The sequence below is a fragment of the Streptomyces sp. NPDC058246 genome, from assembly GCF_042881985.1.
Lineage (GTDB): Bacteria > Actinomycetota > Actinomycetes > Streptomycetales > Streptomycetaceae > Streptomyces.
The window spans coordinates 336851-362372 of sequence record NZ_JBHVWZ010000003.1 but is presented as its reverse complement, the minus strand read 5'-3'; the positions used below and the strand labels follow the sequence as shown (position 1 = coordinate 362372).

Annotated in this window: 22 protein-coding genes and 1 pseudogene; 20 read left to right on the top strand and 3 right to left on the bottom strand. The window is 70.4% G+C overall.

Going from position 1 to position 25522, the window contains the following annotated elements:
- Positions 1-110 precede the first annotated feature (110 nt).
- From ACFVXA_RS06620 to ACFVXA_RS06575, 10 genes are all read left to right on the top strand, one after another.
- Entirely contained in the window at positions 111-1043 is a 933-nt protein-coding gene (locus ACFVXA_RS06620; RefSeq protein ID WP_362029473.1) for an ABC transporter permease, read from the top strand.
- Entirely contained in the window at positions 1036-1983 is a 948-nt protein-coding gene (locus ACFVXA_RS06615) for an ABC transporter permease (RefSeq protein ID WP_383912037.1), read from the top strand. Before ACFVXA_RS06620 ends, ACFVXA_RS06615 begins: the two co-directional genes overlap by 8 nt.
- A 12-nt stretch (positions 1984-1995) precedes the next feature.
- The gene (locus ACFVXA_RS06610; protein WP_362029479.1) at positions 1996-3054 is read left to right on the top strand and encodes an ABC transporter ATP-binding protein; all 1059 of its coding nucleotides are present in this window, start codon (positions 1996-1998) and stop codon (positions 3052-3054) included.
- Positions 3047-4192: an ABC transporter ATP-binding protein gene (locus ACFVXA_RS06605; RefSeq protein WP_389747139.1), complete on the top strand. Its 1146-nt coding sequence runs from the start codon at positions 3047-3049 to the stop codon at positions 4190-4192. The genes ACFVXA_RS06610 and ACFVXA_RS06605 overlap by 8 nt, the downstream gene beginning before the upstream one ends.
- 99 nt (positions 4193-4291) lie before the next feature.
- Positions 4292-4678: a VOC family protein gene (locus ACFVXA_RS06600; protein ID WP_383901893.1), complete on the top strand. Its 387-nt coding sequence runs from the start codon at positions 4292-4294 to the stop codon at positions 4676-4678.
- 148 nt (positions 4679-4826) lie between these two features.
- Positions 4827-6458 carry an ABC transporter substrate-binding protein gene (locus ACFVXA_RS06595; protein ID WP_383742323.1) on the top strand — a complete coding sequence of 544 codons (1632 nt, stop codon included), beginning with the start codon at positions 4827-4829 and terminating at the stop codon, positions 6456-6458.
- A gap of 52 nt (positions 6459-6510) precedes the next feature.
- On the top strand, positions 6511-7434 hold the full coding sequence (locus ACFVXA_RS06590; protein ID WP_362029488.1) for an ABC transporter permease: 924 nt from the start codon (positions 6511-6513) through the stop codon (positions 7432-7434).
- Complete coding sequence (locus ACFVXA_RS06585; RefSeq protein ID WP_362029491.1) at positions 7427-8434, top strand: ABC transporter permease; 1008 nt, start codon at positions 7427-7429, stop codon at positions 8432-8434. The genes ACFVXA_RS06590 and ACFVXA_RS06585 overlap by 8 nt, the downstream gene beginning before the upstream one ends.
- 5 nt (positions 8435-8439) lie before the next feature.
- The gene (locus tag ACFVXA_RS06580; RefSeq protein ID WP_362029493.1) at positions 8440-9450 is read left to right on the top strand and encodes an ABC transporter ATP-binding protein; all 1011 of its coding nucleotides are present in this window, start codon (positions 8440-8442) and stop codon (positions 9448-9450) included.
- The gene (locus ACFVXA_RS06575) at positions 9443-10528 is read left to right on the top strand and encodes an ABC transporter ATP-binding protein (protein WP_383901905.1); all 1086 of its coding nucleotides are present in this window, start codon (positions 9443-9445) and stop codon (positions 10526-10528) included. Before ACFVXA_RS06580 ends, ACFVXA_RS06575 begins: the two co-directional genes overlap by 8 nt.
- 153 nt (positions 10529-10681) lie before the next feature.
- Here ACFVXA_RS06575 and ACFVXA_RS06570 read toward each other — a convergent pair whose 3' ends face one another.
- The gene (locus ACFVXA_RS06570) at positions 10682-12799 is read right to left on the bottom strand and encodes a prolyl oligopeptidase family serine peptidase (protein WP_390024023.1); all 2118 of its coding nucleotides are present in this window, start codon (positions 12797-12799) and stop codon (positions 10682-10684) included.
- A 176-nt stretch (positions 12800-12975) separates the two neighbouring features.
- On the opposite strand from ACFVXA_RS06570, the gene ACFVXA_RS06565 reads away from it, so the two are divergent.
- The 10 genes from ACFVXA_RS06565 (at position 12976) to ACFVXA_RS06520 (ending at position 23023) form a co-directional block, all read left to right on the top strand.
- Positions 12976-13170 (top strand): hypothetical protein, encoded by a 195-nt coding sequence (locus ACFVXA_RS06565; RefSeq protein WP_362029502.1) that lies wholly within the window; start codon positions 12976-12978, stop codon positions 13168-13170.
- 593 nt (positions 13171-13763) lie between these two features.
- The gene (locus ACFVXA_RS06560) at positions 13764-14717 is read left to right on the top strand and encodes a helix-turn-helix domain-containing protein (protein WP_390024021.1); all 954 of its coding nucleotides are present in this window, start codon (positions 13764-13766) and stop codon (positions 14715-14717) included.
- 174 nt (positions 14718-14891) lie between these two features.
- Positions 14892-15239: a hypothetical protein gene (locus tag ACFVXA_RS06555; RefSeq protein ID WP_390024019.1), complete on the top strand. Its 348-nt coding sequence runs from the start codon at positions 14892-14894 to the stop codon at positions 15237-15239.
- Positions 15240-15412: 173 nt separating this feature from the next.
- Positions 15413-16315 (top strand): N-acetyl-1-D-myo-inositol-2-amino-2-deoxy-alpha-D-glucopyranoside deacetylase, encoded by a 903-nt coding sequence (gene mshB, locus ACFVXA_RS06550; RefSeq protein ID WP_390024017.1) that lies wholly within the window; start codon positions 15413-15415, stop codon positions 16313-16315.
- Positions 16316-16409: 94 nt separating this feature from the next.
- Complete coding sequence (locus ACFVXA_RS06545; protein ID WP_390024015.1) at positions 16410-16829, top strand: DUF6113 family protein; 420 nt, start codon at positions 16410-16412, stop codon at positions 16827-16829.
- 160 nt (positions 16830-16989) lie between these two features.
- Positions 16990-19251, top strand: coding sequence for a hypothetical protein (locus tag ACFVXA_RS06540; protein ID WP_390024013.1), 2262 nt, complete (start codon positions 16990-16992; stop codon positions 19249-19251).
- A 283-nt stretch (positions 19252-19534) separates the two neighbouring features.
- Complete coding sequence (locus ACFVXA_RS06535) at positions 19535-20500, top strand: ABC transporter ATP-binding protein (protein ID WP_362031870.1); 966 nt, start codon at positions 19535-19537, stop codon at positions 20498-20500.
- A complete protein-coding gene (locus ACFVXA_RS06530) occupies positions 20497-21237 on the top strand; it encodes an ABC transporter permease (protein ID WP_383901918.1) in 741 nt (246 codons plus the stop codon). Before ACFVXA_RS06535 ends, ACFVXA_RS06530 begins: the two co-directional genes overlap by 4 nt.
- Complete coding sequence (locus ACFVXA_RS06525) at positions 21234-22412, top strand: sensor histidine kinase (protein ID WP_390024011.1); 1179 nt, start codon at positions 21234-21236, stop codon at positions 22410-22412. Before ACFVXA_RS06530 ends, ACFVXA_RS06525 begins: the two co-directional genes overlap by 4 nt.
- Positions 22409-23023, top strand: coding sequence for a response regulator transcription factor (locus ACFVXA_RS06520; RefSeq protein WP_362031876.1), 615 nt, complete (start codon positions 22409-22411; stop codon positions 23021-23023). Before ACFVXA_RS06525 ends, ACFVXA_RS06520 begins: the two co-directional genes overlap by 4 nt.
- Positions 23024-23095: 72 nt before the next feature.
- Here the strand turns inward: ACFVXA_RS06520 and ACFVXA_RS06515 are convergent, their stop codons facing one another.
- Positions 23096-23950 carry a transglutaminase-like domain-containing protein gene (locus ACFVXA_RS06515; RefSeq protein WP_362031878.1) on the bottom strand — a complete coding sequence of 285 codons (855 nt, stop codon included), beginning with the start codon at positions 23948-23950 and terminating at the stop codon, positions 23096-23098.
- A 461-nt stretch (positions 23951-24411) separates the two neighbouring features.
- A pseudogene (locus ACFVXA_RS06510) lies at positions 24412-25419 on the bottom strand (GNAT family N-acetyltransferase); the annotation flags it as partial.
- Positions 25420-25522: the final 103 nt, after the last annotated feature.

Genomic DNA, 25522 nt, shown 5'->3' with positions numbered 1-25522 from the left:
CGCACCCGGGGGGACGGCAGCGGCCGGGGGGCCCTTTCCGTACGCATCGTTCAGGGGTGCGCGGGGAAAGGGCCCGTCGGCTGTCGCCGTAGTAACTACATGGAGGCACGATGGGGCGCTACGTCGCACGACGACTGCTCCAGATGATCCCGGTCTTCATCGGGACGACCCTGCTGATCTTTCTGATGGTCTACGCCCTGCCCGGCGACCCCGTGCGAGGCCTGTTCGGCGACAAGGGCGGAAGCCCCGCCGTGATCGCCTCACTGAGACATCAGTACGGCCTGGACCAGCCGATCCTGGTGCAGTACTACCACTACATGAAGGACATGATCCTTCACTTCGACTTCGGCACGCAGATCGCGAGCGGCCGCCCCGTCACGGACGTGCTCGGTGAGGCGTTCCCGGTGACCCTCCGCCTGGCCTCGCTGTCCTTCGCCATCGAGGTGGTCCTGGGCATCGCCCTCGGCGTCTGGGCGGGCATGCGCGCCGGGCGGTTCGCGGACAACGCGATCCTGCTGGTCTCGCTGCTGCTGATCTCGGTCCCGGTGTTCGTCCTCGGCTTCATCCTGAAGGTGGTCTTCGCCTTCCAGCTCAACTGGCTGCCGCCGAACGTGAACGACTCCACGAACTACAACGAGTTGCTGATGCCGGCGTTCGTCCTCGCGACCGCCTCACTGGCCTATGTGACCCGGCTCACCCGTACCTCGGTCGCCGAGAACATGCGCGCCGACTACATCCGTACGGCCGTCGCGAAGGGTCTGCCCAGGAGCCGTGTGGTGGGCGTCCACCTCATGCGCAACTCGCTGATCCCCGTGATCACTTACCTGGGAACCGACATCGGCGCGCTGATGGGCGGAGCCGTCGTCACCGAGGGCCTGTTCAACATCCAGGGCATCGGCGGCACGATCTACCAGTCCATCGTGCGCCGCGAAGGCACCACGCTCGTCGGTCTGGTGACCATCCTGGTGCTGGTCTACCTCCTCGCCAGCCTGCTCGTCGACCTGCTGTACGCGGTCCTGGACCCGAGGATTCGCTATGCCTGACACCCCTGTGACCACCGCTGCCGTCGACGCGCTGAACGCGACCGTCGTCGCCGAAGTCGCCCCTCAGCCGGGCAAGCCGGAGAAGTCCCGCAGCCTGTGGGGCGATGCCTGGAACGACCTCCGGCACAGCTGGATCTTCGGTGTCTCGGCGGTGCTGATCCTCATCCTGCTGACGATCACCTTCTTCCCGGGGCTGTTCACCGACACCGACCCGGTCAAGGGCGACCTGGCCAAGCACTTCCTGCAGAAGCCGAAGCTGGGCCATGTCTTCTCCGCGGACTGGCTGGGCTACGACCAGCAGGGCCGCAGTGTCTACGCGCGTGTCATCTACGGCACCCGGGCCTCCGTGGCCGTCGGCTTCGGCACCACCTTCGTGGTGACGCTGCTGGGCGGTCTGGTGGGCATGATCGCCGGTTACTTCGGCGGCATCGTCGACTCGGTCCTGTCGCGGCTGACGGACGTGTTCTTCGGTATCCCGTTCCTGCTCGCCACCATGGTCGTGCTGACCTCCTTCCCGGACCGCACGACCTGGGTCGTCATCGCGGCGCTGGGTGCCTTCGGCTGGACGCAGATCGCCCGTGTGATGCGCGGCGCGGTGATCACCACCAAGCAGTCCGACTACGTGCACGCCGCCCAGGCACTGGGCGCGGGCACCCCGCGGATCATGTTCCGGCACATCCTGCCGAACACTCTCGCCCCCGTGATCGTCGTCTCCACCATCTCGCTCGGTGTCTACATCTCCGCCGAGGCGACCCTGTCCTTCCTGGGTCTCGGCCTCAACGGCGTGTCCTGGGGCAACGACATCTCGGACGGCGGCAACCAGATCCGCGTGGCGCAGTGGATCATGCTGTACCCGTCGATCATGCTCAGCATCACGGTGCTGGCGTTCATCATGCTCGGTGAGGCGGTCCGCAACGCCCTCGACCCGAAGCTGCGCTGAGGGAGGCGTTACGTGACCATCATCGAAGACTCCGTCCCGGTGCCCGCCCCGCGTGAGGGCGGCGCCGACGACGGGCCGCTGCTCGAAGTGCGTGACCTGCACGTCGAGTTCCACACCCGCGAGGGCGTGGCCAAGGCGGTCAACGGCGTCAACTACAGCGTCAGCGCGGGCGAGACGCTCGCCGTGCTCGGCGAGTCCGGCTCCGGCAAGTCCGTGACCGCGCAGGCGATCATGGGCATCCTCGACATGCCGCCGGCGAGGATCCCGCAGGGCGAGATCCTCTTCCGCGGCCAGGACATGCTCAAGATGTCCGGCGAGGAGCGCCGCAAGATCCGCGGCCAGAAGATCGCCATGATCTTCCAGGACGCGCTCAGCTCGCTCAACCCGGTCCTGACCGTCGGCTACCAGCTCGGCGAGATGTTCCGGGTGCACCAGGGCCTCTCCAAGAAGGAGGCCAAGGCCAAGGCGATCGAGCTGATGGACCGGGTGAACATCCCGGCCGCCGCGGCCCGCGTGAACGACTACCCGCACCAGTTCTCGGGCGGTATGCGCCAGCGCATCATGATCGCGATGGCGCTCGCCCTGGAGCCGGACCTGATCATCGCCGACGAGCCCACCACGGCGCTCGACGTGACGGTCCAGGCGCAGGTCATGGACCTGCTGGCGGACCTTCAGCGCGAGTACAACATGGGTCTGATCCTGATCACCCACGACCTCGGCGTCGTCGCCGACGTCGCGGACAAGATCGCGGTGATGTACGCGGGCCGGATCGTGGAGCGCGCCCCGGTCCACGAGCTGTACAAGCGCCCGGCGCACCCGTACACGAGGGGACTGCTGGACTCGATCCCGCGCCTGGACCAGAAGGGCCAGGAGCTGTACGCGATCAAGGGTCTGCCGCCCAACCTGCTGCGCATTCCGACCGGTTGCGCCTTCAACCCGCGCTGCCCCAAGGCCCAGGACATCTGCCGCACCGAGGTGCCGGGGCTGCTCCCGGTGAGTGAGCAGGACGGCACCGAGCTGGTCGGCCGCGGTTCGGCCTGCCACTTCTGGAAGGAGACGATCCATGGCTGAGCTCAGCAAGAACGACGAGCAGGAGGCCACCCCGAACGTCTCCGACGTGGAGGTCGTCGACGCCCACTCCGAGACGGAGGCGGTCGCCGCGATCGAGGCGCCGGTGGACCGGGGCGAGCCGATCCTTCAGGTGCGCAACCTGGTGAAGCACTTCCCGCTCACCCAGGGCATCCTGTTCAAGCGGCAGATCGGCGCCGTGAAGGCCGTCGACGGTGTCTCGTTCGACCTGCACCAGGGCGAGACGCTGGGCATCGTGGGCGAGTCCGGCTGCGGCAAGTCCACCGTGGCCAAGCTCCTGATGAACCTGGAGCGGGCCACCGCGGGCGAGATCTTCTACAAGGGCCAGGACATCACCAAGCTGTCCGGACGGGCCCTGAAGGCCGTGCGCCGCAACATCCAGATGGTCTTCCAGGACCCGTACACCTCGCTCAACCCGCGTATGACGGTGGGCGACATCATCGGGGAGCCCTTCGACATCCACCCCGAGGTGGCACCGAAGGGCGACCGGCGGCGCAAGGTCCAGGACCTGCTGGACGTGGTCGGCCTCAACCCCGAGTACATCAACCGCTACCCGCACCAGTTCTCGGGCGGTCAGCGCCAGCGCATCGGCATCGCCCGCGGTCTCGCGCTCAACCCCGAGATCATCATCTGCGACGAGCCGGTGTCGGCCCTCGACGTGTCGGTGCAGGCACAGGTCATCAACCTGATGGAGCGACTGCAGGACGAGTTCAACCTCTCCTACCTCTTCATCGCGCACGACCTGTCCATCGTCCGGCACATCTCGGACCGGGTCGGCGTGATGTACCTCGGCAAGATGGCCGAGATCGGCACCGACGAGCAGATCTACGAGCACCCGACGCACCCCTACACCCAGGCGCTGCTGTCGGCCGTGCCCGTGCCGGACCCGGAGGCCCGTGAGCGCCGCGAGCGGATCATCCTGACCGGTGACGTGCCGTCCCCGGCCAACCCGCCGTCCGGCTGCAGCTTCCGCACCCGTTGCTGGAAGGCGCAGGACAAGTGCTCTCAGGAGACCCCGATCCTCGCGGTGCCCGAGGTCTTCGTCAGCGTGGACTCGCCGGCGGCCCACGAGTCGGCGTGCCACTTCGCCGAGGAGAAGGACGTCGTGCACGCGGCCTGAGCCGTGCGCCTGAGGACCCGGCCGGTTCCCGGCACCGCCACCGCGGTGCCGGGAACCGGCTTTTTGTGAGGGCTCGGCCGACGAACGGGGGAGTGGGAGATGCTGCATCACGTCGAGCTGTGGGTGCCGGACCTGGCACGCGCGGTCCGGTCCTGGGGCTGGCTGCTGGAGCGCCTGGGCTGCGAGCCGTACCAGGAATGGCCCCACGGCCGCAGCTGGCGCAGCGGCGAGACCTATCTGGTCGTCGAGCAGTCCCCCGCGCTGCGGGAGGGCCCCCACGACCGCCTGCGTCCCGGCCTGAACCATCTCGCCTTCCACGTCGCGGACCGGACCGAACTCGACCGGCTCGTCGCCGAGGCGCCCGGGCACGGCTGGTCCCCTCTTTTCCCGGACCGGTACCCGTACGCGGGGGGCCCGGGCCACCGCGCCGCGTATCTGGAGAACGCGGACGGCTTCGAGGTGGAGTTGGTGGCCCGGGCGGACTGACGGACGCGGGACCCTCAGGGCGCATCCGGATGCCCCACTCCCCGTACGGGTGGGCTGAATGTGCGCTGTGCCCATTACCGGTCGATATTGGCCGGTAAGGGGACAGCGCCGCGGCGCCGGCGGCACAGCGCACTTGAGGAGGCACGCCATGCGTGGAGCCAGGCCCGCCACATGGGTCGCGTGCGCGGCGGCGACAGCCCTCGCGGCGACCGCCTGCGGGGGCCAAGGGAGCGGCGGCGGTGGCGGCAACGGCTCCGGGATCGTCTCCTCCTCGTGGGGAGACCCGCAGAACCCGCTGGAACCGGCCAACACCAACGAGGTGCAGGGCGGCAAGGTCCTCGACATGGTCTTCCGCGGCCTGAAGCGGTACGACGCCAAGACCGGCGCGGCCGAGGACATGCTGGCCGACAAGATCGACACGACGGACTCGCAGAACTTCACCATCACCGTCAAGGGCGGCTGGAAGTTCAGCAACGGCGAGGCCGTCACCGCGCAGTCCTTCGTCGACGCGTGGAACTACGGGGCGAGCCTGAAGAACAACCAGAAGAACGCGTACTTCTTCGGGTACATCGAGGGCTACGACAAGGTCCACCCGGACTCGGGCGGCCAGAGCGCCGACACCCTCTCCGGGCTCAAGGTGACCGGCACCGACACCTTCACCGTCAAGCTCAACCAGAAGTTCTCGACGTTCCCCGACACCCTCGGCTACGCCGCCTTCTCACCACTGCCCAAGGCGTTCTTCAGCGACCACGCGGGCTGGGTGAAGAAGCCGGTCGGGAACGGCCCGTACACCATCGACTCCTACACCAAGGGCTCGGTGATGTCCCTGCGGAAGTGGGACGGCTACCCGGGCACGGACAAGGCCCAGAACGCCGGGGTGGACCTCAAGGTCTACACCGACAACAACACCGCCTACACCGACCTGATGGCCGGCAACCTCGACCTCGTCGACGACGTGCCCGCCTCTCAGCTCAAGAACGTGAAGAGCGACCTCGGCGACCGGTACATCAACACACCGGCCGGAATCATCCAGACGCTCGCTTTCCCGTTCTACGACAAGAACTGGGACAAGAGCGGGTCGGAGAAGGTCCGCAAGGGCCTGTCCATGGCGATCAACCGCGACCAGATCACCAACACGATCTTCCAGAACACCCGCACCCCGGCCGGCGACTGGACCTCACCGGTGCTCGGCACGGACGGCGGCTTCCAGAAGGGGCTGTGCGGCGCCTCCTGCACCTACGACCCGGCCCAGGCGAAGAAGCTGATCCAGGAGGGCGGCGGCCTGCCCGGCGGACAGCTCAAGCTCTCGTACAACGCGGACACCGGCTCCCACAAGGAGTGGGTCGACGCCGTCTGCAACTCCATCAACAACGCGCTCGGCAACGACAAGGCCTGCGTCGGCAACCCGATCGGCACCTTCGCCGACTTCCGCACCCAGATCGGCCGGCACAAGATGCCGGGCCCGTTCCGGGCCGGGTGGCAGATGGACTACCCGCTCATCCAGAACTTCCTCCAGCCGCTCTACTACACCAACGCCTCCTCCAACGACGGCAAGTGGTCCGACAAGGACTTCGACAAGCTCGTCGACCAGGCGAACGCCGAGACCGACCGGGCCAAGGCCGTCAAGCTCTTCCAGCAGGCCGAAGGGGTCGTACGGGACAACATGGCCGCCATTCCGCTCTGGTACCAGAACGGCAGCGCCGGCTACTCGGACAAGATCTCCCACGTGGCGCTCAACCAGTTCAGCGTGCCCGTCTACAACGAGATCAAGGTCAGCTGAGCCGCGGGGGCAGCCGTTCCAGGACGCCTGTCCCACCACCTCCGGAGGCCCCATGGGACGGTATGTGATCCGGCGTCTGCTGCAGATGATCCCGGTCTTCATCGGCGCCACACTGCTGATCTTCCTGATGGTCAACGTGATGGGCGACCCCGTCGCGGGCCTGTGCGGCGACAAGCAGTGCGACCCGGCGACGGCCGCCCAGCTGCGCAAGGAGTTCGGCCTCGACAAGCCCGTCTGGCAGCAATACCTGACGTACATGGGCCATGTCTTCACCGGTGACTTCGGCACGGCCTTCAACGGACAGAAGGTCACCGAGCTGATGGCCGCGTCCTTCCCGGTCACCATCCGGCTGACGATCGTCGCGATCCTCTTCGAGATCGTCGTCGGCATCACGCTCGGCGTCGTCACCGGCCTGCGCCGGGGCCGGCCCATCGACACCGGCGTCCTGCTGATCACCCTCGTCGTCATCTCGGTGCCGGTCTTCGTCACCGGTCTGGTGCTCCAGCTGCTGCTCGGCGTCGAGTGGGGCTGGATCAAACCGTCCGTGTCCTCGGACGCCGCCTTCGGCGAACTGATCGTGCCGGGCCTGGTGCTGGCCTCCGTCTCGCTCGCCTACGTGACCCGGCTGACCCGGACCTCCATCGCGGAGAACAAGCGGTCCGACTACGTCCGTACGGCCGTCGCCAAGGGCCTGCCCCGGCACCGGGTGATCACCCGGCATCTGCTGCGCAACTCGCTGATCCCGGTGGTCACCTTCATCGGCACCGACATCGGCGCGCTGATGGGCGGCGCGATCATCACCGAGCGGATCTTCAACATCCACGGCGTCGGCTTCCAGCTCTACCAAGGCATCCTCCGGCAGAACACCCAGACCGTGGTCGGCTTCGTGACCGTCCTCGTGATCGTCTTCCTGGTCGCCAATCTGCTCGTCGACCTCCTCTACGCCGTACTCGACCCGAGGATCCGCTATGCCTGAGGAGCCCTACGAGCGAGACGGCGCCATCGCCGCGACCGGTATGGGCGGCGCCATGGACCTCGCCACCAGCGAGGCGGCGACCCTCGAGCAGTCTCCGTCAGCCGCCTCCGGCGGACGGGCCCCTGGGGGCCCGGAAGGCGCCGGCCCCCAGGAGAAGCCGCGTTCGCTCTGGTCCGACGCCTGGCGCGACCTGCGGCGCAATCCCGTCTTCATCATCTCCGGGCTCGTCATCCTCTTCCTGGTGGTCATCTCGCTGTGGCCCTCGCTGATCGCTTCCGGGAACCCGCTCCAGTGCGACCTCGCCAAGGCCCAGGAGGGCTCTCAGCCCGGACATCCCTTCGGCTTCGACGGGCAGGGCTGCGACGTCTACACGCGGACGGTGTACGGGACGCGCGTCTCCATCTCCGTCGGTGTCTGCGCCACGCTCGGCGTCGCGGTCCTCGGCTCGGTGCTCGGCGGGCTCGCCGGGTTCTTCGGCGGGGTGTGGGACTCGTTCCTGTCCCGGATCACCGACATCTTCTTCGCGATCCCCGTCGTCCTCGGCGGTCTGGTCCTTCTCTCGGTGGTGACCAGTACGACGGTCTGGCCGGTCATCGGGTTCATGGTGCTGCTCGGCTGGCCGCAGATCTCCCGTATCGCGCGCGGCTCCGTCATCACCATCAAGCAGAACGACTACGTGCAGGCGGCCCGGGCGCTCGGCGCCTCGAACCTGCGACTGCTGTTGCGGCACATCACACCCAACGCGGTCGCGCCGGTGATCGTGGTGGCGACCATCGCGCTCGGTACGTACATCTCCCTGGAGGCGACACTCTCCTATCTCGGCGTCGGTCTGAAGCCCCCGACGGTCAGCTGGGGCATCGACATCTCCTCGGCCTCGGCGTACATCCGGCAGGCCCCGCACATGCTGCTGTGGCCCGCCGGAGCCCTCGCGATCACCGTGCTCGCGTTCATCATGCTCGGCGACGCGGTGCGCGACGCCCTCGACCCGAAGCTGAGGTGACGGCCGTGCTGCTCGAAGTGCGCGATCTCCACGTGGAGTTCAGGACGCGGGACGGGGTCGCCCAGGCCGTCAATGGTGTCACCTACAGCGTGGACGAGGGCGAGACGCTCGCCGTGCTCGGCGAGTCCGGCTCCGGCAAGTCGGTGACCGCGCAGGCCGTCATGGGCATCCTCGACATGCCGCCCGGAAAGATCACCGGCGGTGAGATCCTCTTCCGGGGAAGGGACCTGCTGAAGCTCAAGGAGGACGAGCGGCGCAAGGTCCGCGGCGCCGAGATGGCGATGATCTTCCAGGACGCGCTGTCCTCCCTCAACCCCGTGCTCAGCGTCGGCGACCAGCTCGGCGAGATGTTCACCGTGCACCGCGGGATGTCCCGCAAGGACGCCCGCGCCAAGGCGATCGAGCTGATGGACCGGGTGCGCATCCCGGCCGCCGCCGACCGGGTGCGCGACTTTCCGCACCAGTTCTCCGGCGGTATGCGCCAGCGGATCATGATCGCCATGGCGCTGGCCCTGGAACCCGCGCTGATCATCGCCGACGAACCGACCACCGCGCTCGACGTCACCGTCCAGGCCCAGGTCATGGACCTGCTCGCCGAGTTGCAGCGCGAGCTCCAGATGGGGCTGATCCTCATCACCCACGACCTCGGCGTGGTCGCGGACGTCGCCGACAGGATCGCGGTGATGTACGCGGGCCGGATCGTCGAGTCGGCGCCGGTCCACGACATCTACAAGGCGCCCGCACACCCGTACACCAAGGGCCTGTTGGAGTCGATCCCGCGCCTGGACCAGAAGGGCCGGGAGCTCTACGCCATCAAGGGCCTGCCGCCGAACCTGATGCACATCCCGCCCGGCTGCGCCTTCAACCCGCGCTGCCCGATGGCCCAGGACATCTGCCGGACCGAGGTGCCGCCGCTCGCGGAGGTGGACGGCGCGGACGGGGTCCGCGGGAGCGCCTGCTTCTTCTGGCGGGAGTGCCTTGACGGCTCAAGTGACGCTGGGGGACCCGATGCCTGAGGCGCTCCTCGAGGTCAGCGGGCTGGTCAAGCACTACCCGCTCACCCAGGGCATCCTCTTCAAGAAGCAGGTCGGCACGGTCCGGGCCGTCGACGGCGTCGACTTCCACCTCGGCCGGGGCGAGACCCTCGGCATCGTCGGCGAGTCCGGCTGCGGCAAGTCGACGGTCGCCAAGATGCTGGTCAACCTGGAGAAGCCGACGGCCGGGACGATCACGTACAAGGGCGAGGACATCACCCGTCTTTCCGGCAAGGCGCTCAAGGCCGTGCGCCGCAACATCCAGATGGTCTTCCAGGACCCGTACACCTCGCTCAACCCGCGGATGACCGTCGGCGACATCATCGGAGAGCCGTACGAGATCCACCCCGAGGTGGCGCCGAAGGGCGACCGGCGCAGGCGGGTTCAGGACCTGCTGGACGTGGTCGGACTCAACCCCGAGTACATCAACCGCTATCCGCACCAGTTCTCCGGCGGCCAGCGCCAACGCATCGGCATCGCACGGGGGTTGGCGCTGCGCCCCGAGATCATCGTGGCCGACGAGCCGGTCTCCGCGCTCGACGTGTCCGTGCAGGCGCAGGTGATCAACTTGCTCGACAGACTCCAGGACGAGTTCGACCTCAGTTACGTCTTCATCGCGCACGACCTCTCGATCGTGCGGCACATCTCCGACCGGGTCGGTGTGATGTACCTGGGGCGGATCGTGGAGACCGGCAAGGACGCCGAGATCTACGACCATCCGACGCACCCCTACACCCAGGCCCTGCTCTCCGCCGTGCCCGTGCCCGACCCCGAGGCCCGCGAACACCGGGAGCGGATCATCCTCGCCGGGGATGTGCCGTCCCCGGCCAACATCCCGTCCGGGTGCCGCTTCCGCACCCGCTGCTGGAAGGCGCGGGAGCGCTGCGCGCTGGAGGTGCCGCTGCTCGCGGTGCCCGCCGAATTCCGGCTCACCGAGGGCCCGGCGGCGCACGACTCGGCCTGCCACTTCGCGGAGGAGAAGCAGGTTGTTCCGCCGGAGGAGCAGCGCGCCGCACCGCCTCAGGAGCCGTCGGACGATCACGATGCCCGGGGGACATAGTCGTACATAGATGCACCAACTGCGTTTACACGCAGGCAACTCGGCCGACCCGGTCTCGATATACGGACGCGTCAATCTGAACAACGTACGGCCGTGCGGGTGCCGTAAACGGACCGGGGCGCGCCATGTCGCCCCGGTCCGTTGCCGTACCGGCTACGCGAGTCCCAGCGAGCGCCGAAGGAAGTCCACCTGGAGCAGCAGCAGGTTCTCGGCGACCTGTTCCTGCGGGGTCATGTGCGTGACGCCCGACAGCGGGAGCACCTCGTGCGGGCGGCCGGCGGCCAGCAGGGCCGAGGAGAGCCGCAGGGCGTGCGCCACCACCACGTTGTCGTCCGCGAGGCCGTGCACGATCATCAGCGGCCGGTGCGGCTCGGCGGCCGCGGAGAGCCCCTCGCCGGTGATCAGCGAACTCTTCGCGTACGCCTCGGGGTTCGCCGTCGGATCGCCCAGATATCGCTCCGTGTAGTGGGTGTCGTACAGCCGCCAGTCCGCGACCGGAGCGCCCGCGATGCCCGCGTGGAAGACATCGGGGCGGCGCAGCACGGCGAGGCCCGCGAGCCAGCCGCCGTACGACCAGCCGCGGATCGCCACCCGGGACAGGTCGAGGGGGAAGGTCTTGGCGAGCCCCTGGAGCGCGTCGACCTGGTCGTCGAGGGAGAGCGTGAAATCGTCGCGGACCGCCTTCTCCCAGGCGGGGGAGCGGCCGGGGGTCCCCCGGCCGTCGGCGACGACCACCGCGAAACCCTGATCGGCGAACCACTGCGAGCTCAGGTGCGCGTTGTGTGCGGCGAGCACGCGCGGGCCGTGCGGACCGCCGTAGGGATCCATGAGGACCGGCAGGGGAGTGTCCCCGTCGTAGTCCGTAGGCATAAGCACGGCGCATGGGATTTTCCGTGCGCCCCCCTGTGTCAGAGTCACGCGCGGGGACAAACCAGGATTTTCGGCGTACGAGGGGATCGTCGCCAGTCGCTTTTCCCCGCGCAGCACCCGCACCTTGGCGCCGGGCTGGTCGAGCACCGAGGAGACGAGAACGGTCACGCCCCCGGCGCGCACCGCCGAGTGCACGCCGGGCTCCTGCGATACGCGCTCCACGCCGAGCTCGTTGACGCGGTACACATGCACTTCGCCCGTTTCCGGGGCGGCCGCTGCCTCGCCCGCCGACGCCGAGACGAGCACGTCGTCGTCCGAGACGTCGAGCACCGCCCGCACGTGCAACTGCGGTCCGGTCAGGGGCCGTTCACCGAACTCCAGTACGCGCGCGCCGCCCTCGTCGGCGATCCGTACGAGCTGTCCGCCGGGGCTCCAGCAGGGAACGCCGGCGAAAAGATCCAGCCATTGTGGATCTTCGTCCGCGTGCACCATCCGGGTCGCCCCGGTGTCCGGCGCCACGGCCAGGAACAGCTGGCTGCGCTGGTCCCGCGCCTGCACCAGGATCAGCGGCGCCCCCGCCGCTGACCAGTGCACATGCGCCAGATACGGATAGTGCGCGCGATCCCAGACGACCTCCGTGCGCGCCCCGTCGAGGCCGATGACGAAGAGCCGTACCTCCGCGTTGGCGCTGCCCGCCACCGGATACGCGACCCGCTGCGGATCGTTCTCCGGATGCGCCGGATCGGAGATCCACCAGCGCTGTACGGGCGTGTCGTCGACGCGCGCGACGAGCAGCCGGTCCCCCTCCGGCGACCACCAGAAGCCCCGCGAACGCCCCATCTCCTCGGCCGCGATGAACTCAGCCAATCCATAGGAAACCGACTCCGATTCGGCCTGCGCGAGCGCCCGGTCGTCCTCGCCCTCGGCGCCGACCACGCGCAGGGCGCCCTTGGAGACGTACGCGACAAGCCGCCCGTCGGGCGAGGGGCGCGGGTCGATCACCGGTCCCGGGACACGGAGTTCCCGTGCCGTGCCGGCCCGCAGCTCGGCCGTGAAAAGCCGCCCTGACAAGGTGAAAGAGGCCAACTCGACCGCAGTGTCGGTGGCATAGCCGACGATCCCGGCGCCGCCCTCGCGGCTGCGCTCGCGGCGTGCCTGCTCCTCGGCCGACAGGTGCTCCGTGGCGCCCCCGAGCAGTGCCGCCGGATCGGCCGCCACCCGTTCCGCCGCCTCGGCCACATCGAGAACCCACAGCTGATTCGCCCGGTCCGTACCGGACGGGGACCGCAGGAACACCACGCGGGAACCGTCGGGAGACACGGTGAACGCGCGCGGCGCGCCGGAGGTGAACCGCTGCGTGCGCGCGTACCGGCGCGGGAAGGAAAGAGGCTCGGTCGTCATGCCTCGACCATATTGGCCATGCGCCCCCTTGTGCGGCCGTGCGCCGATCGATGCGCGCGTACGGATAGTTATGATCACTAGCGCTGTGTGGGTATCAACCTGCTGCCCGCTGTATGGATTTACCGACCCCCATGTCCGACCCCCCATGTCCCTGGGATCTTTGGAGGTGAGCCGCCGTGGCACTCTCGATTTCGGCGGTGGTGCTGCTGGCGATCATCGTCTTTCTTCTGATCAAGAAGTCAGGACTGAAGGGCGGGCACGCCATCGTGTGCATGCTGCTCGGGTTCTACCTCGCCTCCTCCACGGTCGCTCCCACGATCAGCGAGCTGACCACCAACATCGCGGGCATGATCGGCAGCATCAAGTTCTGAGCCGCGCCGAACGCCGGCTCCGGGAGACGACCGCCCGGAGCCCGAGGTCGAGTAGCCGGGCCGGGTCCAGTCCACTTCCCACCCCGGCTCGTCCGCCTCGCCCGCCTGCTCGCCACCGAGCAACTCCGCGCCTGGTGAATCCCGTTGGACCCCGACGGTGAGTCCGGCCGGGGTCTCGTCCTCGTCGAGGCGCTCGCCGACCAGCGGGGCGTGACCCAGGGACCACGCCCACGCCCACGCACGCCCACGCCCACGCCCACGCCCACGCCCACGCCCACGCAAGACGGTCTGGGCGGAACTGAACCTCGTGCTCTCCCACCGGAACCCGGTCGCCCGTGCTCCGGTGCCAGGGGCGCTCTTCCCAAAGAACCACGAGGGTGAAAGGCCCCCACCAAGCCCCACCCCACCCTCCCGCGCACGTCGGCATGCCCCTCACTCGCGCGAGTGAACATCACCAACTCGGCTGGATTTCCGGCCCCTTGCCTGCCCTACGCTCGGCGCGACACAACACAACCGCAGACAGGCGACGGCCCTCGCCGGGACTGCAATCCCAGTGCGAGGGCCTGACCACCGAGGAAGATCGGACCTTCCTGATGGATACGCAAGACCTTAGCGTGCCTCCGCGCGCCCAGTCCCGGCATGCCGCCGACAAACACCCGAACCGGCGCCATCCCCGCTCCGGAGACTCCCGAGACACCGGCCACGGCGGCCTCACTCACGACAACGCCCGCCACGCCACCCGCTTCACGGTGATCGGCAACCACCTCGCCCAGCACCCGGAGTTGTCGGGCCTCGCCATCGGACTGGCCGTCCACATCCAGTCCCTCCCCGCAGGCGCCCGCGTCGACATCAAGACCCTCGCGGCCCGCTTCCCCGAGGGCGCGACCCGTATCGCCGCTGCCCTGCGCGAACTGGAGGCCCACGGCTACCTGCGCCGTGAACGTCAGCGCATCCCCGGCGGTCGCATCGTCACCCGCACGATCTCCTGCAACCAGCCCGGCCACCACCGCCAGGCAGCTGTCGACCACGGCCCGGTATCCCCGACGCAGCCGACGCAGCCGACGCAGCCGACGCAGCCGATGCAGCCGACGCAGCCGATGCAGCCGACGCGGCTGACGCAACGCGCACCCCGCAAGCCCCTCCTCGCCGTCCCGCGCCCCGCGTACCCCGCCCCCGCCCTCCTCCAGGCCGCTGCCGACCTCCTCGCGGACCTCCGCCGTCACGACCCCCGCCTCCTCCTCTCCGCCTGCGACACGGCCCACCTCGCCCCTGGCGTAGCCGCCTGGCTGGAGCGAGACGTCAGCGCCATCGCCGTACGACGGGCGCTCACCGCCGACCTCCCGCCCGAGGGGCTACGACGGCCCGCAGCCCTCCTGGCTCATCGCCTCACCACCCAGCTGCCGCCCCCACCCCCATTCCGCGCACCCACCCCACCGCCGGACACCCGGCACCCGCTCCAGACCTGCGACGGCTGTGACCGCGCCTTCCGCGCACCCGCCCCCGGCCGCTGCCGTGACTGTCGGGTGGACGTTCCCGCGGCCGCCTGACACACACGCCTGTTCAGATCACCGGCTCCGCGACACGAAAGGCTCCGGGCCCCACCATGGTCAGCTCCCCACCCGTGGACGGAACCTCCGCCGACGCGCTTCCTGCCTCCTCCCGAGGCCGGCTCGGCTGCCGCCCCGGCTCGATACCCTGGCGGGGGCATCCCCAGGAGGACGATGAGCACCCAGTCTGATCACGGACACGAGCTGATCCCCCGTCCCGAGCACACCCCTGACGCCCTGAGGGCGGCCCTCGCCGTCGTCGACCCGGGCCGTCTGGGCGAGATGCAGGCCAAGAAGGACGAGGCATTCGCCAAGGCGGTCGAGTGGCAGTCAGTCAGCCCCGTGCAGAGCTGGGTCCTGACCTGGGCCAGGGACATCGAAATCGCGCGCCGCCCGGATCTGTCCGCCCGTTACTCCCGTGCGAAGAGCCGTCTGGAACACGAAGATCCGGCCACCGCCCAGGAGGCCCTGCGAAAACTGACCTCCGTCCTGGACGAGGCCATGAAGGCAGTCCGCGCGTGAGCTGGAAGTGGGAGTACGCCTTCGGCGCGGAGGAAGCCGCTCGTACCGCTCCGGCCGACTTCCTCGCCAGAGTGGAAAGAAACGCTCGCAATCGCCCACGTGCTCGACGACGAGGAGTGACAGGCGGCTGGGGAGCCGGTGAGGGGAGGGCTGTCACCTCGTAGGGTGGCTCCATGACGGAACTGCCCGACCGGCGTCTGCTCCTGGTGCACGCGCACCCGGACGACGAGTCGATCAACAATGGCGCGACCATGGCCAAGTACGTGGCCGAGGGCGCCCAGGTGACGCTGGTGACCTGCACTCTCGGCGAGGAGGGCGAGGTCATTCCGCCGGAGCTCGGGTACCTCGCGCCCGACCGCGAGGGCGGTCTCGGCCCGCACCGGATCGGCGAGCTGGCCGCCGCCATGAAGGAGCTGGGCGTCACCGATCACCGCTTCCTCGGCGGCCCCGGACGCTTCCGGGACTCCGGGATGATGGGCGTCGAGCAGAACCACCGCACGGGCGCCTTCTGGTCCGCCGACCTCGACGAGGCCGCCGAACACCTCGTAGAAGTGATCCGCGAGGTACGACCCCACGTGCTCGTCACCTATGACCCCGATGGGGGTTATGGGCATCCCGACCACATCCAGGCCCACCGCGTCGCCATGCGTGCGGCCGAGCTGGCCGAGGAGGCCGCCTTCCGCCCGGATCTCGGCGAGTCCTGGCGGATCTCCAAGATCTACTGGAACCGGGTGCCGCGCCCGGTCGCCGAGGAGGCGTTCGCGCGGCTGCGGGAGATGCTCCCGGAGCTGCCGTTCAGCCGGTCCGCCGCCGTCGACGACGTACCGGGCGTGGTCGACGACTCGGTGATCACCACCGAGATCGACGGCACCGCGTACGCCGCCGCCAAGGCCGCCGCGATGCGGGCGCACGCCACCCAGATCACGGTGGACGGGTCCTGGTTCATCCTCTCGAACGAGCTGGCCCAGCCCCTCTTCACCACCGAGTACTACGAGTTGGTGCGCGGCGAACGACCCGTAGGACGCGAGACGGACCTGTTCGCGGGCATCCCAGGAGCCGGAGAGGCGGGCATGTGATGAGTGCGACTCCGCGAGGGCGGGTGGCCGACGAATACGGCCCTGCGACGGGTGGGTGCGCCATGCGTACGACTTTTCGAGGGGTGGGTGCGCGATGAGTACGTCGGGGCAGCGGGGGAGCATGCTCGCCGAGCCGTTGGCGCCGCCCTCGGCCGGGCGGATCGCCACCTACCTGGGACTCTTCCTGCTGGGCGCGGTGGTCGGGGCCGCCGGGGCGCTGATGCAATCCGCCTGGTTCCCGGGCGGGTTGCTGCTCGCGCTGGCGGGCGCGGCCGGGCTTTTCCTGGGCGGCGGGCTGGCGACGGACTCCCGGGCCGGGGCGGTCTCGCCCGCGGTCGGCTGGATGGTCGCCGTCGTCCTGCTCACCGCCAGTCGCCCTGAAGGGGACTTCCTCTTCGGCGCGGGACTCGGCTCCTACCTCTTCCTGCTCGGCGGTATGGCCGTCGCTGTGATGTGCGCCACCCTCGGCCAGGGGCGGCAACCGGACCGCTCAGGAGTCCGACTTGGCAAGTGACGTACCACTTCGCCGTATCCAACAGGTGGGGGTCCCGTGGGGGTTTCCTTCGCGGGCGAGGTTTGCGCGAGGGACACGGCCAGTATGGTGGTGCGCGCCGCCGAGCTGCCCGAGATGAGGTCGAGGAAACGGGCGGCGGAGCCAACCGGGAGAACCTGCCTTGAGTCGTGAAACTGACAGTTCGTCCTCCGGGCCCAACGGGCGCGGTGGAGCCGCGTACCCGTCGGGGACGCCGCCGTACGGGACCCCCGCGGCTTCCGAAAGCGGTGTCGACGCCGGCCGTTCGGCCACCGGCAACCCGCCGGAGGAGCGCAAGACCGAGACCACGCTGACGACACGGATCCGGATCAACATCCCCGGATCGCGGCCCATCCCGCCCGTCGTCGTCCGTACGCCGGTCGCGGACACCGAGTCGCCCGCCGAGGGCGCCGACGGCGTCGGCACCGGCGCGGAGCCGCCGCTGGGCGTGAGTTCGCCCATGAGCGCGTCCACCACCATGGCCGCACCCACCGCGACGGCCCCGTCCCCGTCCGCGGACGGTCCCGCCGGGGCCGAGGAGAAGACGAGCGACTGGTTCGCGCCGCGCAAGTCCGGTGCGCCCAAGGGCGGGCCGGGAGGCGGCGCCACCAATGGTGCGGGCCTGCCGGGCGGTTCGGGCCCCGCGAGCGCGGCCGGTGCGGCCGGCTCCTCGGGGGCGCAGGGCGGACGCCCCGGCGCCCCGGGCGGCGGCGCGCGCCCGAGCTCCGGGAACGGCGCCGGTCCGGGCGGCGCCCGGACCGGGGGCCCGAACGCGCCCCGCCCCGGTGCGGGCGGTGGCGGTACGAACGGTGCCGGGCTGCCCGGTGCCACCGGCGCCGGACCCGTGGCGCCCGGCCACGGCGGTGGCACCGGATCCTTCGACGTCTCCGCGGCGCTGGGCAACACCGGGTCCTTCCCGGCCGTCGGATCGCACGCCGGTCCGCCCGGCGGATCCGGCAACGGGGGCGAACCGCGCCGCGACGACCTTCCGTACTTCGCCGAAGGCGGTCAGGGCGGGCAGCGCGGCCCCGCGGGCCCGACCGGCGGTCCGGTCACCGGAGACGGCCCGCTGGTGCCGCCGACCGGTCCGGGCGCGGCACCGGGCAGCCTGGCCGCAGGGCCGGGCATGGGATACCCCGGGGGCGGCGCCCCCGGTGCTCCCGGCGGCGCTCCGGGCGTCACCCCGCGCGGCGGTCTCAGTGGTGGTCTGAGCGACGACACCGCGATCCTCACCCCGCAGAAGCCCGCGCCCGACCCGGGTGCCGGTGGCTACGGCGGCCCCGGCGACAATGTCTCCGGGCACACCCTGACCAGCGGCATCCCCGTCGTGCCGTCCGCCCAGAACTCCCCGTTCGGGCCGGGCGCGCACACCGACGGCCCGCTGCCGCACACCCCGCCGAAGCTGCCCGAGCCGGTCCAGCAGCCGGCCGCCTCGTCGAAGCCGGCGAAGAAGAAGGGCGGCCGCAGCAAGCTGAAGCTGCTGGTTGCCGGCGTGGTCGTCATCGGCGGTGGCGCCTACGGTGCCGGGCTGCTCATGAACCACTCGGACGTGCCCAAGGGCACCACCGTGCTCGGCGTCGACATCGGCGGCGGCACCCGGGACGAGGCCGCCAAGAAGCTCGACGACGCCTTCGGCGCCCATACGAACAAGGCGCTCCAGCTGTCGGTCGACGGCGACACGGTCTCGCTCAAGCCGGACCAGGCCGGGCTCCAGCTCGACAGCCAGGCCACCGTCCGCGCCGCCGCGGGCAGTGACTACAACCCCGTCTCGGTGATCGGCTCGCTGTTCGGCCAGGAACGCGTCGTCGAGCCCGTGATGCCGGTCGACGAGGAGAAACTGCAGGCGGCCCTGGAGCGCGCCGCGGGCGGGTCCGGGTCGGCGAGCGACGGCACGATCAAGTTCGAGCCGGGCAAGGCCGTCGCCGTGTACGGCAAGGAGGGCAAGGGCATCGACGTCGCCTCCTCGACCCAGGCCGTCGAGGACGCCTACCGCGCCCAGGTGGAGACCGGCACGACCACCCCGGTCAAGGTCGCCACCAAGACCCGCCGGCCGACGGTCGCGAACGCCGAGGTCGACCGGATGATGACCAAGTTCGCGAAGCCGGCGATGTCCGCGAACGTCACGGTCCGCACGGACGCCGTCCACACCATCTCGTTCAGCCCGCAGAAGTCCATCTGGAAGTTCCTGAGCGTGCAGGCGGTCAACGGCAAGCTCGTCCAGCACTACGACCTGAAGGTGCTCAAAGAGCTGTACGGCGGTGCCTTCAACGGGGTCACGATCACCAAGGGCGACGGCAGCAAGAAGGCCGTGAGCCCGGAGGACGTGGCCTCGGCTCTCGGGCAGGCACTGCTCGGGAAGACGGCTGCCGAGCGCATCGTCACCATCCCCACCAACCCCAACTAGCGGGCGCGCTCGCGCTTCGCTCTCCGGAGGGCATCCGGCCGTGGTTTCCGCGGCCGGGTGCCCTTTCGTCGTCTTGCCGGGGTTTCCGCGTCCGCGGCGGGTGCCCTTTCGTCGTCTCGCCATGGTTTCCGCGGCGGGGCGCCCTTACGTCGTCTCGCCATGGTTTCCGCGGCCGGACGCCCTTTCGTCCTCAGGGCGCGGCGGTGGGTATGACATCTGTCATCCGCGACTGAGGACACACCGCACTGCCGACGCGACCCCCTCCGCCGCCACGATGGATCACATGACAACGACTGCGGCGGCCACCACATCGGTGGTCGGGTTCGAATCGGTGACCAAGAGCTATGGGAGCGTGCGGGCCGTGGACGGGCTGACGCTCGATCTGCACCCGGGCGAGACCGTCGCCCTGCTGGGCCCCAACGGCGCGGGCAAGTCCACCACGCTGGATCTGCTCCTCGGCCTCAAGCACGCCGACAGCGGCGCGGTCCGGGTGTTCGGCACCAGCCCGCGCGAGGCGATCATCGGCGGCCGGGTGGGCGCCATGCTGCAGAGCGGCGGCCTGATGGACGAGGTCACGGTCGGCGAGCTGGTGAAGCTCGCCTGCGACCTGCACCCCAAGCCGTTCCGCGCCACCGATGTGCTGGCCCGCGCCGGCATCACCCAGATCGCCGACCGCAAGGTCAACAAGCTCTCCGGCGGTCAGGCGCAGAGGGTCCGCTTCGCCCTCGCCACGGCCGGTGACAGCGACCTGATCGTCCTCGACGAACCCACCACCGGCATGGACGTCTCCGCCCGCCAGGCCTTCTGGGCCACCATGCGCGAGCAGGCCGACCAAGGGCGTACGGTCCTGTTCGCCACGCACTACCTGGAGGAGGCCGACGCGATCGCGGACCGCGTCCTGGTCCTGCACCGGGGGCGCCTGCTGGCCGACGGCACCGCCGCCGAGATCAAGGCGAAGGCCGGCGCCCGCCGGGTCTCCTTCGACCTTCACGGCCCGATCGACGAGGCCCCGCTGCGCGCGCTGCCCTTCCTGACCTCCGTGGACGTGTCGGGCCAGACCGTCCGCATCCAGTCGTCCGACGCCGACGCGACCGTACACGCGCTGTACGGGCTCGGCCTCTACCCCCGCAATCTCGAAGTGGCCGGGCTCGGGCTCGAGCAGGCCTTCGTCGCCATCACCGCGGCCGAAGAGGCCAACACCGCCGCCGAAGAGGCCAACACCGTCGCCGAGGAGGCGAAGTCGAAGTGAACAGCCTCATCAAGCTGGAGATCACCCGCGCCCTGCGCAACCGCAAGTTTCTGTTCTTCTCGGTGATCTACCCCTCGGCCCTCTTCCTGCTGATCGCGGGCAGCGCCGACAGCACGACCGAGGTGGACGGCACCGGGCTCACCCTCCCGACCTTCTTCATGGTCTCGATGGCCTCCTTCGGGGCCCTGACCGCCGTCCTGATGGGAAACAGCGAGCGCATCGCCAAGGAGCGGGAGAGCGGCTGGGTACGGCAGTTGAGGCTCACCACGCTGCCGGGGCGCGGCTATGTGCTGGCGAAGACCGCCAGCGCCGCGGTGATCAGCCTGCCCTCGATCGTGATCGTCTTCGTGGTCGCGGCAGCCGTGAAGCATGTACGCCTGGACGCCTGGCAGTGGCTCGCGCTCACCGGCGCCATCTGGGCCGGCAGCCTCGTCTTCGCCGCGCTCGGCGTCGCCATCGGCTATCTGGCCAGCGGTGACGCGGTCCGTCCGATCACGATGATCGTCTACTTCGGTCTGTCGATCCTCGGCGGCCTGTGGATGCCGACCGCGACCTTCCCCGACTGGTTGCAGTCCATAGCGAAGTGGCTGCCCACACACGCGTACGCTGCCCTCGGGCAGGCCATCGAACTGGGCGACGCCCCGCATGCGAAGGACCTCGCCATCCTCGCCGTCTCCTTCGTCCTGTTCGCGGGCGGCGCGGCTTGGCTGTACCGGAAGGACACGCTGAAGGCGTGAGCAGCGTCGGCATCGGGCAGCGCCCGCAGAACCGCAAGCAGAAGATGGTCAAGGCCCTGTGGACCGGCATTTGGCTCGTCTATCTGAGCGCGCCGGTCAGCGACCTGGTGCACGGTGGGCACAGCACCGGTGTCGTCGTCCTCGGCTGGATCGGCCTGGCGGCCTTCGTCGCGTGGTACGGCGTGCTGCTCTTCCGCACGGGCCGCGGCGAGACCAACGGCCTGGTCCTCGGCTCGCTGGCGGTCCTCGGGACCCAGGCGGCCGTCCTCTCCCTCACCCTGGGACGGGAATGGCTCGTCCTGTTCGTGTACGTCGCGATCGCGTCCGGTGCGGCGCTCCCGCTGCAGCTGGCACGCCTGACCATCCCGGCCGTGGCCGCGGCGCTGACGACGCTCGCCCTGATCGTCCCGGGCGGCAAGGCGTATCTCGCGGGGCTCCTCATCCCGGCGTTCCTCGGCGGGTTCGCGATGACGGGCGTACGCGAGCTGGTCCGGACGACCATCGCACTGCGCGAGGCCCGCGCGACCGTCGCCCAACTCGCCGCCAACGAGGAGCGCCTGCGGCTGGCCAGAGACCTGCACGACCTGCTGGGCCACTCGCTCTCCTTGATCACGCTGAAGAGTGAGCTGGCGGGACGCATGCTCCCCGACCACCCCGACAAGGCGGCCCAGCAGGTCGCGGACATCGAACAGGTCAGCCGCCAGGCCCTCGTCGACGTACGGGAGGCGGTGACCGGGTACCGGCGGCCCCGGCTGTCCGGCGAACTCGCGGGCGCGCAGGTCGCGTTGACCGCGGCGGGGGTCACCGCCGAGCTGCCGGCCGAACCGGACCTCACCGGCGTCCCCGAGGAGAGCGAGTCGGCACTCGCCTGGGCACTGCGCGAGGCGATCACCAATGTCGTACGGCACAGCGGGGCCCGGCGCTGCGTGGTGGAGCTCGTACACCGCCAGACACTGGACGGCCCGGTGCTCGAACTGTCCGTGGAGGACGACGGTTCGGGTGGCTCGGCGGGGGGCACCGCCGGCAACGGTCTGACGGGGCTCACCGAGCGTTTGGAGAAGACGGGCGGAACACTGGAGGCCGGGCGGGTGAAGCGCGGGTTCCGGCTGGTCGCCCGGGTATCGACGGGAGCCCCGGCCGACGCCGCGGATCACCCCGTAGGATCCGGGGCATGAGCCGCACGATCAAGGTCCTGCTCGCCGAGGACCAGTCGATGGTCCGCGAGGCGCTGGCCGCCCTGCTGAGCCTCGAACCCGACATCGAGGTGGTCGCCCAGGTGGCGCGCGGCGACGAGGTACTGGCCGCGGCGCGTGAACACGACGTCGACGTCGCGCTGCTCGACATCGAGATGCCGGGGCAGACGGGCATCGAGGCGGCGGCCGAAGTCCACAAGGCGCTCCCCGCCCTGAAGCTGGTCATCCTGACGACCTTCGGCCGCCCGGGCTATCTGCGCAGCGCGATGGAGGCCGGCGCCGACGCCTTCCTCGTCAAGGACGCGCCGGCGGCCCAACTGGCCGAAGCCGTACGGAAGGTCCTGGCCGGCGAGCGGGTCATCGACCCCACCCTCGCTGCCGCCGCCCTCGCTGGGGGCGCCAACCCCCTGACCGACCGCGAACGCGAGGTACTGCGCGCGGCGGCCGACGGCTCCACCAACGCGGAGCTGGCCACCGCCCTGCACCTGTCCCAGGGCACCGTCCGCAACTACCTCTCCACAGCCATACAGAAACTGGCCGTCCGCAACCGCGCGGAGGCAGTCCGCACGGCACGGGAGAAAGGCTGGCTGTAGCCCCCCGGGGGCGCGCGGAACTGCGCAATCTTGCAGGGGCTGGGGTGGACTGCGATCGCCCCGCGAGACGGGTCAGTTGAGCCGCGCCCTCGCGGCCCGGGCCTGCTGCCGCACACGGTCCGCCGCGGGCTCGTCCACGGCGCCCACCACCTCCGCATACGCGTCGAGTTCGGCGGCACCGCCGAGGAAGTCGCCCCGGTGGACAAGGAGTTGGGCCCGCTCATAGCGCAGCCGGGCCGGATGCGAGGGCAGCAGCAGGGACAGCTCGATGGCCCACAGCGCCACATCCGAGCGCTCGGGGCGGGCGGCCGCCCAGGCGCGGATGTTGTTCAGAATGCGCAGGACGACGTCGAGCGGGTCGGCGGGGGAGAGCATCGACGGGTCGAGCGGGGCGCCGGTCGCGCCCGCGACGAGCAGTTCCGCGTCCGAGCCGGTGAGCACGCGCCCGCCGTCGAAGGGGTCGACCAGCACCTGCTCCTCGGCCGGCCCGAAGCCGACGACGAAATGCCCGGGCAGGGCGACCCCGTACACCGGCGCGCCGGCTCGCCGCGCGACCTCCATCCACACCACGGAGAGCAGGATGGGCAACCCGCGCCGCCGCCGCAGCAGCACCTCGTGCAGCAGCGAGGACTCCAGCCGCTGGTAGTCGGCCGGCGAGCCACGGAAGCCGCAGCGCCCGCCGAGCAGTTCCGCGAGCGCGACCGCCCAGGACCGCGGGCCGCCCGGGCGGAACGGCACCTGCCCCGCCAGCCGGTCCAGCTCGATCTGCGCCGCGTCCATCCCGGCCTCGTCCAGCGTCCCGTCCGCCGCGGCCCCCAGCAGCAGACACAGCACCGCGAGGTCGGGCCGCTCGGCCCGCGCCTCATCGGCGAACTGCCGCCGCACCTCGGCGGCCCGCTCCGGCTCCGGTGGCTGAGGACCACGCATGACTGCCTCGTGCCCCCTCACACCGACCGATACGAGCCGTCGCCCCCGAAAGGGCCACTCTCCCCACGACGGGAGCCGGCCGACCTGCCGTCGCGCTCACTGGTGGGACCGGCCGGTCCGCCCGTCCCACCGATGAGCCGGCCGAGCGCTTGCCCGCCCGACCGCCCGGCGACGCCCGCCTCCGCACCCCCGCTCCCGGCACCACTGCCTCCGGCCTTCGCTGCGTTGCCCCTCCCCGTGTCGGTGCTGCCCGTGCCGGTGCTGCCCGCGTTGGTGCTGCCTGCGTTGGTGCTGCCCGTGTCGGCGCTGCCCGTGTCGGCGCTGCCCGTGCCGGTGCTGCCCGTGCCGGTGCTGCCCGTGCCGGTGCTGCCTGCGTCGGTGCTGCCTGCGTCGGTGCTGCCTGCGTCGGCGCTGCCTGCGTTGGCGCTGCCCGCGTCGGTGCTGCCCCCGTCGGCGTTACCGCTCCCGTCACCCGGGCCCGCTGCCCAGCGGTAGTGGTGATACGTGTGATGCACCCCAAAGCCCATCCCCGCGTACATTGCCCGTGCCTCGGCGTTCTCCGTCTCCACCTGGAGCCAGGCGGCCGAGGCGCCCTCCGCCAGGGCCTGGCGGGCCAGGGAGGCCATGACGGCGGTGGCGAGGCCCTGGCGGCGGGCGGCGGGGGCGACCTCGACGGCGGCGAAACCGGCCCAGCGGCCGTCGACCACGCAGCGTCCGATCGCGGCCGGAGGCTCCCCCTCCGGGCCGGGCACCGTCGCGAACCACACCGAGGGGCCGCTGCCCAGCACCTTCAGGGCCACCTCGCTCAGTCCCTTGCGCTGGTACCGGCCCAGCCACGCGTCGTCCGCCTCGCGGGAGAGCACGACCTCCGGTGCCTCCCGGTCCGCGATCGGCGCGAGCGAGCCGATCCACAGCTCGGCCGTCACCTCACGCGCCCAGCCACGCGCCTCCAGCTCGGCGCACAGCGGCTCCTGCGTGCCCTCGGCGCCGGTCGCGGTCTGGATGTACGCGGGCAGGTCACGGGCGGCGTACCAGTCCCGTACGTACGTCAGCGCCTCGTCCAGCGGCACGCCGGGATCCCCGAGCGGCAGGACGGAGTTGGCGCGCCGGGTGAATCCGGAGGCCGCACGCAGCTCCCACTCCCCGAGGCGCTCGCTCTGCACCGGCAGCCAGGCCCGCGCCGCGACCCGTGCCAGCTCCTCGTACGAGGCCGCGGGGCCCCGCCGACGCGCCGGAGCGGCCGGCACGACCTTGCCCGCGACCAGCGCGGATTCCGCAATCCGGACACGTTCGCCGGTCCGTCGTGTGATCAGCAGCACACCGTCGTCCCATGATGTGAGAACGCCAACCGTGTCGGTGAACAACTCACCCTCGCGGGCATCTTCGATCTGCTGCCGAACAGAGACACGTTTTCCCACGTCAGCAGCGGTGATACGGACCTCAAGGCGGCCGGCCGCAGAGATTTCCACAGGTCAGTTCACCCCTCCTGTTCGGATCATGCCCAAGAACGGAGATACTAGGGGCGGGCATCGACGACGCCGCGCTCCCGCGCGCCAGGCGGCGGAGCCTATG